General features: G+C 48.5%; 15 protein-coding genes. 8 read left to right on the top strand and 7 right to left on the bottom strand.

Annotation, left to right across the window (positions count from 1 at the left end; genetic code table 11):
* The first annotated feature begins 175 nt into the window (after positions 1–175).
* The 8 genes from ACXX82_RS09110 (at position 176) to ACXX82_RS09075 (ending at position 9,619) form a co-directional block, all read left to right on the top strand.
* Positions 176–1,255 carry a pilus assembly protein PilM gene (locus tag ACXX82_RS09110; protein WP_323506149.1) on the top strand — a complete coding sequence of 360 codons (1,080 nt, stop codon included), beginning with the start codon at positions 176–178 and terminating at the stop codon, positions 1,253–1,255.
* A complete protein-coding gene (locus ACXX82_RS09105) occupies positions 1,255–1,893 on the top strand; it encodes a PilN domain-containing protein (RefSeq protein ID WP_322233879.1) in 639 nt (212 codons plus the stop codon). Before ACXX82_RS09110 ends, ACXX82_RS09105 begins: the two co-directional genes overlap by 1 nt.
* Positions 1,894–1,921: 28 nt before the next feature.
* Positions 1,922–2,581 carry a type IV pilus inner membrane component PilO gene (locus ACXX82_RS09100; RefSeq protein ID WP_322233877.1) on the top strand — a complete coding sequence of 220 codons (660 nt, stop codon included), beginning with the start codon at positions 1,922–1,924 and terminating at the stop codon, positions 2,579–2,581.
* Positions 2,578–3,126: a pilus assembly protein PilP gene (locus ACXX82_RS09095; RefSeq protein WP_322233875.1), complete on the top strand. Its 549-nt coding sequence runs from the start codon at positions 2,578–2,580 to the stop codon at positions 3,124–3,126. The genes ACXX82_RS09100 and ACXX82_RS09095 overlap by 4 nt, the downstream gene beginning before the upstream one ends.
* A 101-nt stretch (positions 3,127–3,227) precedes the next feature.
* Positions 3,228–5,372 (top strand): type IV pilus secretin PilQ, encoded by a 2,145-nt coding sequence (locus ACXX82_RS09090; protein ID WP_458563977.1) that lies wholly within the window; start codon positions 3,228–3,230, stop codon positions 5,370–5,372.
* A 257-nt stretch (positions 5,373–5,629) separates the two neighbouring features.
* Positions 5,630–7,432: a bifunctional shikimate kinase/3-dehydroquinate synthase AroKB gene (aroKB, locus tag ACXX82_RS09085; RefSeq protein ID WP_322233872.1), complete on the top strand. Its 1,803-nt coding sequence runs from the start codon at positions 5,630–5,632 to the stop codon at positions 7,430–7,432.
* 21 nt (positions 7,433–7,453) lie between these two features.
* Positions 7,454–8,635 (top strand): deoxyguanosinetriphosphate triphosphohydrolase, encoded by a 1,182-nt coding sequence (locus ACXX82_RS09080; protein ID WP_458562800.1) that lies wholly within the window; start codon positions 7,454–7,456, stop codon positions 8,633–8,635.
* 285 nt (positions 8,636–8,920) lie between these two features.
* Positions 8,921–9,619, top strand: a complete 699-nt coding sequence (locus ACXX82_RS09075; protein ID WP_322233867.1) for a DUF4197 domain-containing protein — start codon at positions 8,921–8,923, stop codon at positions 9,617–9,619.
* Positions 9,620–9,977: 358 nt separating this feature from the next.
* On the opposite strand, the gene hpf is transcribed toward ACXX82_RS09075, so the two are convergent.
* The 7 genes from hpf to ACXX82_RS09040 all read right to left on the bottom strand — a co-directional run bounded on the left by hpf (position 9,978) and on the right by ACXX82_RS09040 (position 15,569).
* A complete protein-coding gene (hpf, locus tag ACXX82_RS09070) occupies positions 9,978–10,331 on the bottom strand; it encodes a ribosome hibernation-promoting factor, HPF/YfiA family (protein WP_322233864.1) in 354 nt (117 codons plus the stop codon).
* Between the two features lie 133 nt (positions 10,332–10,464).
* Positions 10,465–11,952, bottom strand: a complete 1,488-nt coding sequence (locus ACXX82_RS09065) for an RNA polymerase factor sigma-54 (protein WP_322233861.1) — start codon at positions 11,950–11,952, stop codon at positions 10,465–10,467.
* Between the two features lie 26 nt (positions 11,953–11,978).
* Positions 11,979–12,731: an LPS export ABC transporter ATP-binding protein gene (gene lptB, locus ACXX82_RS09060; RefSeq protein WP_458562799.1), complete on the bottom strand. Its 753-nt coding sequence runs from the start codon at positions 12,729–12,731 to the stop codon at positions 11,979–11,981.
* Between the two features lies 1 nt (position 12,732).
* The gene (gene lptA, locus ACXX82_RS09055) at positions 12,733–13,272 is read right to left on the bottom strand and encodes a lipopolysaccharide transport periplasmic protein LptA (RefSeq protein WP_322233856.1); all 540 of its coding nucleotides are present in this window, start codon (positions 13,270–13,272) and stop codon (positions 12,733–12,735) included.
* 73 nt (positions 13,273–13,345) lie between these two features.
* The gene (gene lptC, locus ACXX82_RS09050; protein WP_322233853.1) at positions 13,346–13,948 is read right to left on the bottom strand and encodes an LPS export ABC transporter periplasmic protein LptC; all 603 of its coding nucleotides are present in this window, start codon (positions 13,946–13,948) and stop codon (positions 13,346–13,348) included.
* A complete protein-coding gene (locus tag ACXX82_RS09045) occupies positions 13,945–14,517 on the bottom strand; it encodes a KdsC family phosphatase (protein ID WP_322233851.1) in 573 nt (190 codons plus the stop codon). Before ACXX82_RS09045 ends, lptC begins: the two co-directional genes overlap by 4 nt.
* Positions 14,517–15,569: a KpsF/GutQ family sugar-phosphate isomerase gene (locus tag ACXX82_RS09040; protein WP_323506151.1), complete on the bottom strand. Its 1,053-nt coding sequence runs from the start codon at positions 15,567–15,569 to the stop codon at positions 14,517–14,519. The genes ACXX82_RS09045 and ACXX82_RS09040 overlap by 1 nt, the downstream gene beginning before the upstream one ends.
* Between the last annotated feature and the right edge of the window lie 117 nt (positions 15,570–15,686).

Below are 15,686 nucleotides of genomic sequence, written 5' to 3'. Positions count from 1 at the left end.
TAATTCAAGGCACTTAAAAATGTTGTTCTGGTTGAATAAATAAATGTAATAAATAGTGCGGATAACCAACACTGTATTTATTTATTAATTAATTAATTGGACTTGCCAAAATATTATTTTGATTTGCTGATCAGTAAATGTTCCTGCAAAAAATACGCTCACCGGAGATAGGCTCTTGGTACTAGATCTTGGATCATTGTTCGGCAAAAAGAACCCACCGTTAGTGGGGATAGATATTAGCGCCTCAGGCGTGCGGTTGGTGGAGTTGGCGTCGGCGGGTAGCGATCAGTTGAAGTTGGAGCGCTACGCCTCAGAGCCGTTGCCGCGTGGTGCAGTTGTGGACGGCAATATCGAGAACATCGAATTAGTAGCTGACACGGTTCGGCGACTTTGGAAAAAAAGCGGCTCGAACACAAAAAATGTTGCCCTTGGCATGCCGTCCGCATCAGTTATTACAAAAAAAATTATTTTGCCCGGCGGTATGAGTGATGACGAGCTAGAGCTACAAGTCGAATCGGAAGCAAATCAGTACATTCCTTTCGCATTGGATGAGGTGAGCCTGGATTTCCACGTTATTGGTCCCTCGCAACAGGCGCCGGAAGATGTTGAGGTGTTACTGGCCGCTACACGTAAGGAGAAAGTCGAGGACCGCGTAGCCGTAGCTGAAGCGGCAGGGCTGAAGCCGATCGTCATGGACATTGAGTCGTACGCTGCACGTGGGGCAATCAACCGCATTGTCGCGCAATTGCCCCAGGCTGGGCGCGGCCAAATGATTGGACTTTTTCAAATTGGTGGCCAAAGTACCCACGTTTCGGCGCTGTTGGATGGGCAGCTTATTTATGAGCGCGAACAACCTTTTGGTGGACATCAACTAACGCAAGATATTGTGCGTGCGTACGGATTGTCTTACGAGGAGGCAGACGCCAAAAAGCGCACAGGCGATTTGCCTGCGAGCTATCAACAAGAAATACTCAATCCGTTTTTGGAAAGTGCTGCTATCGAACTCAGCAGAGCGATTCAGTTTTTCTTCACTTCAACTCCCTACACCCGTATCGACCAGATATATCTGGCGGGCGGCTGTGCAATCATTCCCGGCATAGTTGAAGCCGTCGCTGGGCGCGTCAAGATTTCTACCTCCTTGGTTGATCCCTTTGCCGGCATGCAATTGGCCTCCAATGTGCGTGAAAAGCAGTTGCGAATTGAAGCGCCTTCGTATTTGGTCGCTTGCGGCCTAGCAATGCGGAGATTTGGCTGATGATAAAAATTAACCTACTCCCTCACCGTGAAGAAGCGCGACAACAACGTAAGAAGGCATTTTTTGCCATGCTTGCGCTGTCGGCTGTCTGCGGATTGCTTTTGGTATTGGTACTCGGTGCCTTTTTTGCTCATAGTATTTCAAATCAAAGCGAACGTAATCTCTTCATTCAGGCTGAAAACACGCGCCTGGATGGTCAAATCAAGGAAATCATCAGCCTCAAGCAAGACATCGCCTCTCTTAAAGCGCGTCAGCAAGCAGTCGAAAATTTACAAAGCGACCGCAATCAGCCTGTGTATTTAATGGATGAACTGGTTAAGCAAGTGCCGGAAGGAATTTATCTGCGTAGTTTCAAACAAGAGGAGCAACGCGTCGTGTTGAGCGGCTATGCGCAATCTAATGAGCGCGTATCTGAACTGCTGCGCAATCTGAGTAACAACTCCCCTTGGTTGGAGCGTCCTGATTTAATTGAAATCCGTGCTGCAAATATTGCAGTGGGGAAGGATGGTAAGCGGGTTTTCGATTTTACGATAAACGTCGGCATTAAAAGACCTAGCGACACCGTACCTGGCAACGCAGTTAAAGCGACAGATGGGTCAAATGGCGGTCAAGTTACCGGCCCGGTGATCGTTAAGTGAGACCGCAGCATTCAAAGAGAGATGCACGATGACGGATTTGAAAGAATTACAGGCGATAGTCAGTACCCAGTTTAAGGGGCTGAACGGACGCCATCCTGGTCAGTGGCCGGCTATTCCCCGCAATCTTTGCGGCGTCGGTGTTTTATTGGCGGTGTTATTCCTCGGATGGTTTTTTTATTGGAGCGATCAACAGACTGATCTTACCAATGGCCAGCAACAAGAGGTGCAGCTAAAGGATCAATACAAAAGCAAGATTGGACAGGCAATTAATCTGGATGGTTTGCGTAAGCAAAAAAAACAGGTCGCTGAATACGTTATTACGCTAGAAAAGCAACTCCCAAGCAAGGCTGAAATGGACGCGTTGCTGTCAGACATCAACCAGGCTGGCTTAGGCCGGGGATTGCAGTTCGAACTATTTAAGCCGGGTCAGGTTGTGGTGAAGGATTACTACGCCGAGTTGCCTATTGACATCAAGATTACGGGCGGATATCACGATGTTGGTTCTTTTACTAGCGATATCGCCAATTTGCCCCGCATTGTCACATTAAATAACATGAGTTTGAGCGCCGGTAAAGATGGCGCATTGACGTTGGAAGCGGTGGCAAAGACGTTCCGTTATCTTGATCCAGAAGAAGTGGCGGCGCAACGCATCATCAGTGATGCGGCCAAGCAGAAGGGTGCAAAATGATCCCCTTTCCCGTGCCCAGTTCGATCAGATCAGTGATCGCCATTATTGCTATTGCTACCTTATCCGGTTGCGGTGATAGCGGAGTGCAAGAGGTAAGAGAGTGGATGGCAGATGTCAAAATGCATACCCGTGCATTTATCCCTCAGCTGACGGAACCCAAAAGATTTATCCCTTTTATTTATGCAGGCAACACCAGTATTGATCCGTTTGATCCTAACAAGTTACTGGTCGTGTTGGCCAAAATGCAGGCTAATTCCAACGGTCTAAAGCCGAACCTGGAACGGCGGCGCGAAGCGCTGGAAAATTATCCGCTAGACACCATCAAGATGGTGGGCACATTACAAAAAGTTGGCTTGAGTTATGCGTTGCTGCAAATTGATAAAACGGTATTTCCGGTGAAAGTCGGAAACTATGTCGGGCAGAACTTTGGCATGGTCACTCACATTAGTGAGACCGAAGTAAGTTTAAAAGAAATTGTACAAGATGCGTCGGGCGAATGGGTCGAACGCGAAGCCAAGTTAGTATTGCAGGAGAGCATAAAATGAGTGCAGCAATGGGTGCAGTAACGGGTGGCATAAAGGGTGTAACAAAATCCGTAGCAAGAGCGCCATTCAACTGCCTGGACGTAATTCGTCATAAAGCATTGATGCTGGTGACGATGGTTCTATTGGCTGGGTTTGGGAGCGCTGCGCTGGCCGACGACAATGCCGTGACGTCAATTAGTGCGAATCATCAGGGTAGTAATACTATTGTGACGGTTCACCTCAAAAAACCAATAAAAACGCTGCCGGTGGGCTTTGCGGTTGTCAGCCCTGCGCGAATCGCGCTGGACTTTCCTGGGATCGGTAATGCGACCGGAAAGACTGTGCAGGACGTTAGCTTAGGCGATGTTCGCAATGTAATTGTTGCTCAGAACGATGATCGCGTGCGTCTGGTTATTAATCTTAAGCGCTCGTTAAATTATGCCCTGGCTATGGAAGGTAACGCAGTCGTTGTAACGATTGATGGATCGGGCGGTCTGGCGACGGCGGTCAACTCAGTCGGTGAGCCAGTTCTACCTGTCGCGCCGAATCGCCCCGCTGTTCTCGATGGCTCTGTGGTACCGACAACAACATCTACGGTTGCTTATCCCGCGACTCTTGAAGACAGTAAGCCCGCGTTGCGCGATATCGATTTCCGTCGTGGCAGCGCAGGTGAAGGCCGCATCGTGGTTGATCTGCCGAGTAAGCAAGTTGTGGTCAACGTGCGACAACAGGGACAGTCGATTGTCGTCGATTTCAGTAAGACAAGTTTACCGGCAACTCTACGTCGCAAATTGGATGTTGGGGATTTCGGAACGCCAGTACGGACTATCACTACCATGCAGCAGGGTGAAAATGTTCGTATGGTGATAGAACCTAAGGGCCTGTGGGAGCATACCGCTTACCAGAGTGATTCCCAATTGGTGATTGAAGTCAAGCCGATCAAGGAGCAGCCGAACAAGTTAGGGCAAGGCGTGCAAAATTACCGTGGCGACAAATTGTCGTTAAACTTTCAAAACATTGAAGTCCGTGCAGTACTGCAGGTCATTGCGGACTTTACTGGTTTAAATATTATTACCAGTGACACGGTCAGCGGTAACCTGACATTGCGTCTAAAAGACGTGCCCTGGGATCAGGCGCTCGACATCGTCATGCAGTCCAAAGGATTAGACATGCGTAAGAATGGCTCAGTCGTGTGGATTGCGCCGAAAGACGAGTTGCTGACGAAAGAGAAGTTGGAGTTGGAGCAACGCGCCTTAATTGCCGATCTGGAGCCCTTGCGGACCGAGTCGTTTCAATTGAACTATCAAAAGGCCGATGCGTTCAAAAAAGTATTTGGTATTAATGATGATGGCAGCAGCGCAGGTGACAAAAAGAACAGTATTTTGTCCAAACGCGGAAGCGCCGTGATTGATCCACGTACGAATCAGTTATTCATTACAGATACGGCGACCGTCCTTGAAAATATTCGTACGCTAGTCACCAAGATCGACATTGCCTCGCGGCAGGTACTGATCGAAGCGCGTATGGTGGAGGCTAACGATGGTTTTAGTCGTAATCTGGGTGCGAAGCTTGGATTTGGTTTTAATAGCAATAACGTCGCCGCTGGTGGACAGCAAGTTCCAACTACAGTGACGACTACCTCGACAGGGGCGACTATCCCAGGTATTGGACAAAGTGCGGTGAATTTGCCGGCTAATCCTGCTACTGGGTCAGCGGGTTCTGTTGCATTGACGTTGTTTAATGCGGCTGCATCAAAATTTATTAGTCTCGAATTGTCCGCGCTTGAGGCGGATGGGGAAGGTAAGATCATATCCAGTCCGCGCGTTGTTACTGCCGATCAGCAAAAGGCATTAATTGAGCAAGGAACGGAGATTCCTTATCAAAGTGCTACCAGTAGTGGCGCAACTTCGGTTGAATTCAAAAAAGCCAACCTGAAACTTGAAGTGACGCCACAAATTACGCCGGACGGTAACGTCATTTTGACTGTCGATGTGACTAACGACAGTGTCGGCCAGGTTGTTCCGGGTGGCGTATCAATCAACACCAAGCATGTGCAAACGCAGGTTCAGGTAGAAAATGGCGGAACAGTCGTTATTGGTGGTATTTACACGCAAACAATTTCGAATGCCGTCAATAAAGTGCCTTTGCTTGGAGATATTCCGGTTCTGGGTTATCTTTTCAAACAAACAGCAATTGTTAACAAAAGAACGGAATTATTGATTTTCCTTACACCAAAAGTCGTCATAGACCGGATCGCTGGGCGCTAAATGCCTAAAGATACCGGCTTTACGCGGGTGTCTGGATTTGTAGTGAACTTGTTCGTATCTGTTGTTGGTTGGCTAAAGGCTGGATAAAAAGCGCAAAAGCTGAGATACACTTGTTTATTGGTAATCGGATTTTCAGCGAAACGCTTCTCTGAGTTTTACTACGATAAGTTAGCGTATTGAAATGGCAACTCCGAATCCGACTAATAAGATACGAAACAGGTTCCGAAACGGCTTAGTGGTGAAATGGTACGGTGTACATGAAAGGCAATATTATTCTGGTCGGCCTGATGGGATCAGGCAAGACCACGGTTGGTCGTGCTTTGGCGAGAAAACTAAACAAACTTTTTATCGATTCGGACCATGAGATTGAGGCGCGTACTGGCGCTTCAATTCCATTGATTTTTGAGATTGAAGGCGAGCCGAGTTTTCGTCAGCGCGAAGCAGAAGTCATCCGCGATCTGACTGCACGTCAAAATATCGTGTTGGCAACGGGTGGGGGCGCGATCTTAAATCCGGACAACCGGGCTTTGTTAAAGAGTTGTGGTACTGTCATCTATTTGCGCGCCAGTGTGCATCATATTTTGCAGCGTACAGGCCGTGATAAAAATCGTCCTTTATTGCAAACAGCTGATCCTCGCAGACGGCTAGAGGAGTTGTCGCGCCAGCGCGATCCACTCTATCGGGAAATTGCCGATATCATCATTGATACGGGCCGTCCTAACGTACAATTTTTGGTTCATAGCATTTTGTCTCAGCTTGATATGACGCGTGTCAACGTCGATGAGCATGTCGGGCTAATGAACAATAACGCAACGGATCTGACTGCTACAAACGCGGTATCCTCAAGCGACCATCTTTCTACCAATTTTTCTATGAATCAACAAAATACTTTGAATGCATCTCCATACGCAGCAACTTCTACTTTATCCGTCAGCTTGCAAGTTGAGTTAGGTGAGCGTAGTTATCCGATAGAGATCGGACAGCGGCTGTTGTTGGATGGTGAATTGATCGCCCGACTGGTCAAGGGCAAGCAGGTTGCTATTGTCACCAATACTGTAGTCGCCCCGCTGTATCTGGATGTGTTGCGTTCATCGCTCCTTTCGGCAGGCAAGTCGGTTGTTGAAATCATTCTGCCAGATGGTGAAGAAGAGAAAAACTGGACCAATCTGATGGTGATTTTCGATCGCTTATTGAGTGAAAAGTGTGATCGTAAGACAACATTGGTTGCACTGGGCGGTGGCGTTATTGGGGATCTGACTGGCTATGCGGCGTCAGCTTATATGCGTGGCGTGCCGTTTGTGCAAATTCCTACTACTTTGCTGGCGCAGGTTGATTCATCCGTTGGTGGCAAAACCGGCATAAATCATCCGCTTGGCAAGAATATGATCGGTGCTTTTTACCAACCTCAGGCAGTACTTGCGGATATCACAACACTGCAAACATTGCCGAAGCGCGAATTATCTGCCGGTTTGGCGGAAGTTATTAAATACGGCGCGGTAATTGACGCCGCATTTTTCGATTGGCTCGAGGCGAATATTGGCAAATTGATGGCGCGCGATAGCGCAGCGCTGGCTTACGCTATCCAGCGCTCATGCGAAATCAAAGCTGATGTGGTACGACAGGATGAGCGCGAAGGTGGTTTGCGAGCGATTTTGAATTTTGGACATACTTTTGGTCACGCTATCGAATCCGGTCTGGGTTATGGCGTATGGTTGCATGGCGAAGCGGTCGGCTGTGGCATGATCATGGCGGCTGAATTATCACACCGTCTGGGTTATATCGATGCCGTTGCACGTGATCGCGTGAGCGCGTTAGTGCGGGCGGCGGGCTTACCAACTGCCGCGCCGAATCTTGGTGCAGGGCGCTGGCTTGAGTTGATGCAGGTCGATAAGAAAAACGAAGATGGTCAAATCAAATTCATTTTAATGAATCAACTGGGTGGATCATTGGTTAGCACGGTGCCACAGGAACCACTATTGGCGACGATACAACAATTATCGACTGTGCCCGTTAACCCATCAATTAATCCGTCCGTTAATCCCCCTAAATCCATCGCTTAATAACCCGCTTAGCGCCGTCCCATGACAAATCAAGAAGCGTCTCTTGCACCGTATGCTGCACATTCAGCGACATCACGGGGACGCTTGTTTGACGAAATTGCGCCCAACACCCGCACTGAGTTTCAACGTGATCGTGACCGCATTGTCCATTGCACAGCCTTTCGTCGGCTAGAATATAAAACGCAGGTATTCGTTAATCACGAAGGTGATCTATTTCGTACCCGGCTGACGCATAGTATTGAGGTTGCTCAAATCGCCCGCTCTATCGCCAGAAATCTGCAACTGAACGAAGATCTGGTGGAGGCGATTTCGTTAGCGCACGATCTTGGTCACACGCCTTTTGGGCATGCTGGACAAGATGCCCTAAACGCCTGTATGAATAACTTCGGTGGCTTCGAGCACAACCTGCAAAGTCTGCGACTGGTCGACAAACTGGAGCAACGATACGGCGCATTCGACGGTTTGAATTTGATGTTTGAAACGCGCGAAGGTATTTTGAAGCACTGTTCAGTGGCTAACGCCAAAAGATTGGGCGATATTGGTCATCGCTTCCTCCAGCGCAAACAGCCCAGCCTGGAAGCGCAGGTTGCCAATCTTGCGGATGAAATTGCCTATAACAATCACGATATTGACGACGGCTTAAGGTCGGGACTGCTGACACTTGACCAGATGATGCAAATTGATTTTTTTGCACGTCATAATCGCGAGGTCGAAACGACTTTTCCCGGACTACGTGGACGCCGTGCGATCAACGAAACTGTGCGCCGCATGATTAATGCCTTGATCAACGATTTAATCAATACATCGCGTGAACGCATTAAAGCTGCTGCACCGCAGACGGTCGATGACGTGCGGGATGCGGCGCCACTGATTGCTTTCTCGGACCCAATGGCGCGTGAGGCCATTGCACTGAAACAGTTCTTGCGTGAAAATCTTTATCGCCATTATCTAGTCAATCGGATGACCAGCAAGGCCAGGCGGATTGTGGTGGAGTTATTTGACTGCTTTGTTAATGAACCGGCTTTGCTGCCGCCGGATTATCAGTTAATACAAGCTGTTACGCAGCCAGGGCTCCCTGATCCACAGGTTGATAGTGTCCAATTGCAAGCGCGTCAAGTCGCCGATTACATCGCGGGGATGACCGATCGTTATGCAATACGTGAACATCGCCGGTTGTTTCTGGTCGATGATGGACATTTATAATCTCCTTTGTTGAATCGCGTTACGTCATTGCGTGATGGCGCAGCAGATATCAATGCGATGATACATAGCAATATACGTTTTTATATCTGAACGTCTTATCGTACTTTCTGTCAATACATGTCGTCGCGTTATTCTCATACGAACATAAAAATGCACCGCTGTTTTTATTGAGTTGGATCAATGGCTGCATTGACAGGATGATCGGCGAAGTGATCAGCTGATGTTTCTTATATATTTTTGCGCGTGTTTTTGTTTGCTTTTTCGTCTTTATAAAAGGGACTTTACATGAAATTTATCTTTCAACCGGCATTACGTTTAGGTCTGGTGATCTCTTTAGTCTCTACCGCCGCGATGGCATTTTCTTTGGCGGATTTGAGCAATCAGGATGCCAACTCAGGACTGAAGGCGGCGCTCAATAAAGGCGCGGACGTTGCAGTTGCCAAGCTGGGCGTCGAAAACGGATTTTTAAATAACGATAAAGTAAAAATCGGATTGCCAGGGATGCTAGAGAAAGCACGACCGCTGCTTAAAATGACAGGGAAGGGCCAACAACTGGATGATCTGGTCGTGTCGATGAATCATGCCGCAGAGTCTGCCGTGCCATTGGCGAAGCCGTTGCTCCTGAATGCGGTGAAATCCATGTCGGTCACGGATGCGAAGAATATTCTGAGTGGCGGCGACACATCGGTAACCGATTTTTTCAGAGAGAAAACTGCCACCCCGTTAGGAGAAAAATTTCTCCCGATAGTAAAGAAAATCACCGACCGTAACGGTGTATCCACACAATACAATTCGACGATGGGATTGGTCAGTAAAACGGGTCTTGTGCCAGGTCAGGCGGCGACTGTTGAAGGCTATGTCACGCAGCGCACCTTGGATGGCTTGTTTTACATGATAGGGGAAGAGGAAAAAGCGATTCGACGTGATCCGATCGGTGCTGGCAGTGCAATTATCGGAAAAGTTTTTGGCGCATTAAAGCAATAGGCTGCGGCATACCATCGTCATGGTATTTTTGATGTGGACCGAATTGGGAAAGTTACGGGTCTGGCGACTTTATGAAAACTCTTTTGAGAGTGACGTTATAAAGCTTCTTGCTTAGTTATTTGTTTTGGCCGCTGTTTGAGGTGTACCCGGTTGCGTTCGAGACATTCGGCGATGCCTCCGAACACTGCTAAACGATGCAAAGTGTTACGAACATATTCGGGCAGGGCGTGTGTAAGTAATATAATTTTAAAATGACAAAGGGCGCATTAACTGCGCCCTTGCTCATTTGTCAGTATAGTATTTTTCAATTTATTTATTGAGCAATACTTACGTTGACCGCATTAGAGAACCCCGTCCATCACGTTGCTGCGATGGGCAAATCCTCAGGTAGATGCTTGATTGCCGAATGTTGATGATTCTGCAATTTGTCCTTATATTTAATCACTTGTCGATCGAGTTTGTCGATTAACAAATCGATGGCGGCGTAAAGGTCATGCGCAATGCTCTCGGCATGCAGGTCTTTGCCTTTAACGCGCAGATTAATTTCGGCTTTTTGACGCTTTTCTTTCTCTGTGATTTTGTCTACCGTCAGGATCACACTAATATCTATGACCTGATCGAAGTGGCGCTTGATACGCTCCAATTTGCTTAGCACGTGTTCGCGAATGGCGGGAGTTACGTCGAGGTGATGCCCACTAATTGTGAAATTCATACAGCGCTCCTATCAAGTGTGTCGTTGGCGGTTCGGACCGGGACGATTAATTCAGTGTTGAATCACCAATTTATTCATCAACCATAAATCAATCAGTCAGAACACAGCGACGTTTGTGCAAACAAGCAAACAGCTATAAAGATTTACGCAAATTGACCGGCGGAATTCGTAAAGCTTCGCGATATTTTGCGACGGTGCGACGGGCCACTACCATACCTTGTTCCGCGAGCATGTCGGCAATCTTGCTGTCAGAGAAAGGACTTTTAGAATCTTCCGCTCCTATCAGTTGTTTGATTAACGCCCGTATCGCCGTTGAGGAAGCCTCTCCACCTGCCTCTGTAGCAACATGGCTGCCAAAGAAATACTTTAATTCGAACATCCCGTGTGGGGTGAGCATGTATTTCTGAGTAGTTACACGTGAGATAGTACTCTCGTGTAATCCTAGTGTATCAGCTATTTCGCGCAACACAAGAGGTCGCATAGCAACCGCCCCATGTGAGAAAAAATTCCGTTGACGCTCAACAATTGCCTGCGCTACACGCAGTATGGTATCGAAGCGCTGACGCATATTTTTGATCAGCCACTTTGCCTCCTGTAGCTGCGAGTTAAGTGATCCCTCGCTCTTGCCCTGCTTGAGAATGTTGGCATAAAGAGCATTAACTCGAAGCCTTGGCATAACGTCATTGTTGAGCATTACCTGCCAACCATTTTTTGTTTTTCTGACAATTACATCTGGTACGACATAATCTGACGCACCGCCAGCAAAGGTCGCGCCGGGATGAGGATTACATTTTTTGATAATAATTTGTGCCTCGCGCAAATCTTCATCATCACACTCCAGCGCTTTTTTGATTTTATTAAAATCGCGCTGGGCAAATAAGGTCAGATAACCTTCAACGATTGTTAGTGCCAGTCGGCGTGTGACGAACGCTACTTTGGGAAATGCTTTGATTTGCAATGCGAGGCATTCTGACGCGTTGCGTGCTCCGACACCAGTTGGGTCGAAGCTTTGGACCATCTTCAAGGCCATCGACAATTCTTCTATCTCGATATCAAGTTGCTCTGGAAGACGTGCAAAAATATCGTCTAGTGATTCCTCCAGGTAGCCGTTTTCATCAAGCGCATCAATGATCAACTCGATCAATGCACGGTCGCGTTGCTGATCAACAGCTTCACGCATTTGTTTGAGCAAATGTTCGCGCAACGTCGATTCGCAGGCTTCTAATTGTGGTCGTGAATCCTCATCATCTGGGGCTTTGGAGGTTCGGGAAACGTCGTCAAAGCTCCATTCGCTGTCAGTATTGCCGTTCTCTTGATTGTTTTCGCCAGACTCGGGCGCTTCACCACCGCCCTCAGGCTCAGTTGGCGAGCTGCTTACTTCACTGTCACCTGGTGGCGCATCCATTGTTGAGGCACTGGTACTGATCGCCCCGTCGGCGAGTAATCGCACTGAATTGTCCAGGGGATCGTCGAGGCGTTCCAGTAACGGGTTATCCGAAAGGATATGTTCAAGTTCCTGATGTAACTCCAACGTAGACAATTGCAACAATCGAATCGATTGCTGCAATTGCGGGGTTAGCGCCAGATGCTGCGAGGTACGGAGTTGGAGAGATTGTTTCATGGGCGCTAGGGAATCCGTTGAATCCGTTACATGCGGAAATGTTCACCCAGATAAACTCGTCGCACTGATTCGTTGGCGATGATGTCGTCTGGACTGCCGCTGGCTAGCACGCTACCTTGGTTGATGATGTATGCCCGGTCACAAATGCCGAGCGTTTCGCGCACATTATGGTCGGTGATCAAGACACCGATGCCGCGCTCTTTAAGGAACCTGACGATACGTTGAATTTCGATAACGGCGATAGGATCAATACCGGCGAACGGCTCATCAAGAAGCACGAAGCGCGGATTGGTGGCTAAAGCACGGGCGATTTCAACTCGTCGTCGCTCTCCACCGGACAAAGATAATGCCTGATTTTCCCGCAATTTCTCAATTTGCAATTCTTGTAGCAGTGAATCGAGTTTGTCCGAGATTTCATCTTTGGTCAGTGCTTTGCCGTTTGGCCGCTGTAATTCAAGTACCGCACGAATATTGTCTTCGACCGTTAGCTTGCGAAAAACAGAGGCCTCTTGCGGCAGATAAGACAGGCCAAGCACCGCGCGTTGATGAATCGGTAAACGCGAGATGTCAACGCCATCTAAATCAATTGTTCCACCATCCGATGGCACCAGACCGACGATCATATAGAAAGAAGTCGTTTTTCCAGCGCCGTTAGGACCAAGCAAGCCGACGACCTCGCCGTTATTTACTTTCAAAGAGACATCGCGGACTACTTGGCGCGCGCCATAACTTTTTTGCAGCCCTTTAACGATCAAGGTGCTTAAATTTGTAGAGGTCATCTTATTTACTCTTCGGCTGGATGACTGCTTTGATGCGGCCCGCGCCAGGTTGACTATTGCCGGAAACATTGTTACTGACCGAGTAGAACTCCACGCGACTATCGTAAGAGATGAATTCGCCGTTTACAACATCGGTGACTTTGGTCCCTTGCAGACGTCGCATTTGCGCTTTCGAAAATAATTTAACGATTTCAGTTTTATCGTCGTACTCAATTCGCTCAGCTTCACCTTCGATCCATAAGTCAGGACCGCCGTCGCGCTTTTGGCGAAACGTGGCTAAGCCACCGGGAGGTGCGTATAAGGTGGCAAATTGATAGCCTGATGGGTCCGTCGTGACGACGACTTTGTTGGCTTTCATGATCAGCGTGCCGCGGGTCAGTATCACCTTGCCGGTGAATATCTTTACTTGTTTTACGTCGTCCAGCGTGAACTGGTCTGCGTCTACGTTGGATGGTTTATCTGCGTCAGCTTTTTCAGCATGGGCACCTGAAATACAAGTCAGTTGCAGCGCGAGTAGGGTTAAAAATAGAATACGTTTCATAAAAATCCTGAAAGGGGATACTGGCACTAAAAGCAACAATGGCTTCAATAGGATTATCCGGTAATCATGTGAGTTATTTAGTCTGCCGCGGTGTTGCGCGATAGGTGCCACGGACATTGTTTAATAGGCGTAATTGCATAGTCGCATTATTGGCATACATACCAACACCGGTCATTTTCGACTGATCGATCGTGATTTCGACCGCCTTGTTACTTGTCATAATGTCATCATCTGGCAATAGCTGAAGGTACTCGGACTGCAAATGAAGCTTTGACGACTTTGGCGTCGCTGAGCGGTCTGCGTTCACATTGCCGTACATATTCACTTTACTGTTGTTGTCTTCGATTTTGGCAGTATTGGAGCGCAAGGTCATCGGCGGTTGTTGTTTATCAAGGCTACGAATGACGGGAAGAATCACGTCAAATGAATCGTCGGCGGGATTGTGCGTCAGGCGTTGACCTGAGATGTTGTAGCGTGGCTGACCATTAAGTGCGAGTTGCACATAATTAAAATTTTCGACGTAATAATCAGGCGCAACACGCGGCGCACCCGGCAATAATTGCTCTGTATTTTTACGCATCACTTCCATGATCCAGAAACTACCGAGAGTGAGTGCCACACACACCGTCAGCAGCAGCATGAAGCGTAGGCGAAAAGTTGACCGCAGGTTTTTCATGCCGCCTCTATGACGCCGGTCAAATACTGTGCCAAAGCGGCGGCGTACTTGCCTTGCGCACGCAGAATTAAATCACAGACTTCACGCGCAGCGCCTTGCCCGCCGTTTGCCTGCGTAACATAGTGAACGCGCGATTTGACCTCCTGATGACCATTGGGGACACTGACAGCAAAACCGGTACGCGTCAAAATAGGCAGGTCAATGATGTCGTCGCCAATAAAACCGCAAACATCTGGGGTAAGGTTGGTATCGGCCAATAACGCGGCAAATGCGGTATTTTTGTTATGCGCGCCTTGATAGACGTGCGTAATGCCGAGATCGCTCACCCGACGGCTGACGATGGCTGAGCTGCGCGCACTGATAATGGCGGTGATAATCCCTGCTTGTTGGAGTAATTTGATGCCGAGTCCGTCGAGTACATTGAAACGTTTTATTGCCTCTCCGTCGGGACCAAACAATATGCCACCATCGGTCAACACGCCATCGACGTCAAAAATCATCATCTTGATTTGGGCGGCGCGCGCCATGACTTCTGCGGGTATGTTAATAGTATTGGGGGCGGCTACCATCAAATCACCTTGGCACGGGTCAAATCATGAATATGTAGCGCACCGACCAGTTTGCCATCGGCATCTGCCACCAGCAACTGGTTAATTCGGAACTCTTCCATGATTTGTACAGCATCAACTGCCAATTGGTCAGGGCCAACAGTACGCGGATTAGCATGCATCACGTCGGCAATTGTCAGCTTGGAAAAGTCCTGTACGTGTTCAATTAGGCGTCGCAGATCGCCGTCGGTGAATACGCCGACAGGGTGAAATTTATCGTCCACGATTGCCGTCATGGCAATACCTTTGTGTGTGATTTCGAGCAATGCTGCCGATAACGATACTTCTGCGGTGACCGCAGGAATATCGGCACCGCTGCGCATAACGTCACGCACGTGGGTCAGTAAGCGTCTGCCGAGCGCGCCGCCAGGATGGGAGCGAGCAAAATCTTCTTCACGAAAGCCACGCGCATCCAGCAATGCTACCGCCAGCGCGTCACCTAGCGCCAAGGTCGCGGTAGTACTTGCAGTTGGCGCAAGATTAAGGGTGCACGCCTCTTGGTCTACTTTGACGTTGAGATGAACTGTTGCTAACTGTGCAAGGGAAGAGTGGTCATTGCCGGTCATCGCAATTAGCGTCGCGCCCATGCGTTTAACGATCGGCACGATCGCCATTAACTCGGCGGTTTCGCCGGAGTTGGAAATAGCGATAAAAGCGTCATTTTCTGTCACCATCCCAAGATCGCCATGGGCGGCTTCGGCGGGATGAATGAATAAGGCCGGTGTGCCGGTCGATGCCAGCGTTGAGGCAATTTTTCGGGCTATATGACCGGACTTGCCGATACCAGAAACAACGACACGACCGGTACAGCTCAACAATAGTGCGACCGCTTGCGCAAAGGGAGCTTCAATGGCCCCCATTGCACTGTCGGCAGACATCCCGGCGCTGTCAGAAATGCGGTTTTTTAGCGCAATTATTGCATCCGCTTCGATTTGTAGCGTTTGACACGCGAGCTCAAGCGCTCGTTTGGCGTTAAAAGATTTTGGCAAGATTTTGGCATGGATTACACTCATCTCGAAAGTATAAACGAATTCCTAAAGCAAAAAACTTGCCAGTGTCATTATGGTGCAATTAATATCGACATATTGCACGGTGGTGTTGCGTACAGCGTCGGATAATCATTTTAATTA

The organism is Glaciimonas sp. GNP009, from assembly GCF_054343755.1.
The sequence above is the reverse complement of the archived record's forward strand: the minus strand, read 5'-3'. Positions and strand labels throughout refer to the sequence as shown.

Excerpts from the sequence above, each read along its gene's own strand:
- ACXX82_RS09105 (WP_322233879.1), top strand. The coding sequence starts at position 1,255 with ATGATAAAAATTAACCTACTCCCTCACCGTGAAGAAGCGCGACAACAA.
- ACXX82_RS09100 (WP_322233877.1), top strand. The coding sequence starts at position 1,922 with ATGACGGATTTGAAAGAATTACAGGCGATAGTCAGTACCCAGTTTAAG.
- ACXX82_RS09095 (WP_322233875.1), top strand. The coding sequence starts at position 2,578 with ATGATCCCCTTTCCCGTGCCCAGTTCGATCAGATCAGTGATCGCCATT.
- ACXX82_RS09090 (WP_458563977.1), top strand. The coding sequence starts at position 3,228 with ATGCTGGTGACGATGGTTCTATTGGCTGGGTTTGGGAGCGCTGCGCTG.
- aroKB (WP_322233872.1), top strand. The coding sequence starts at position 5,630 with ATGAAAGGCAATATTATTCTGGTCGGCCTGATGGGATCAGGCAAGACC.
- ACXX82_RS09080 (WP_458562800.1), top strand. The coding sequence starts at position 7,454 with ATGACAAATCAAGAAGCGTCTCTTGCACCGTATGCTGCACATTCAGCG.
- ACXX82_RS09075 (WP_322233867.1), top strand. The coding sequence starts at position 8,921 with ATGAAATTTATCTTTCAACCGGCATTACGTTTAGGTCTGGTGATCTCT.
- hpf (WP_322233864.1), bottom strand. The coding sequence starts at position 10,331 with ATGAATTTCACAATTAGTGGGCATCACCTCGACGTAACTCCCGCCATT.
- ACXX82_RS09065 (WP_322233861.1), bottom strand. The coding sequence starts at position 11,952 with ATGAAACAATCTCTCCAACTCCGTACCTCGCAGCATCTGGCGCTAACC.
- lptB (WP_458562799.1), bottom strand. The coding sequence starts at position 12,731 with ATGACCTCTACAAATTTAAGCACCTTGATCGTTAAAGGGCTGCAAAAA.
- lptA (WP_322233856.1), bottom strand. The coding sequence starts at position 13,272 with ATGAAACGTATTCTATTTTTAACCCTACTCGCGCTGCAACTGACTTGT.
- lptC (WP_322233853.1), bottom strand. The coding sequence starts at position 13,948 with ATGAAAAACCTGCGGTCAACTTTTCGCCTACGCTTCATGCTGCTGCTG.
- ACXX82_RS09045 (WP_322233851.1), bottom strand. The coding sequence starts at position 14,517 with ATGGTAGCCGCCCCCAATACTATTAACATACCCGCAGAAGTCATGGCG.
- ACXX82_RS09040 (WP_323506151.1), bottom strand. The coding sequence starts at position 15,569 with ATGAGTGTAATCCATGCCAAAATCTTGCCAAAATCTTTTAACGCCAAA.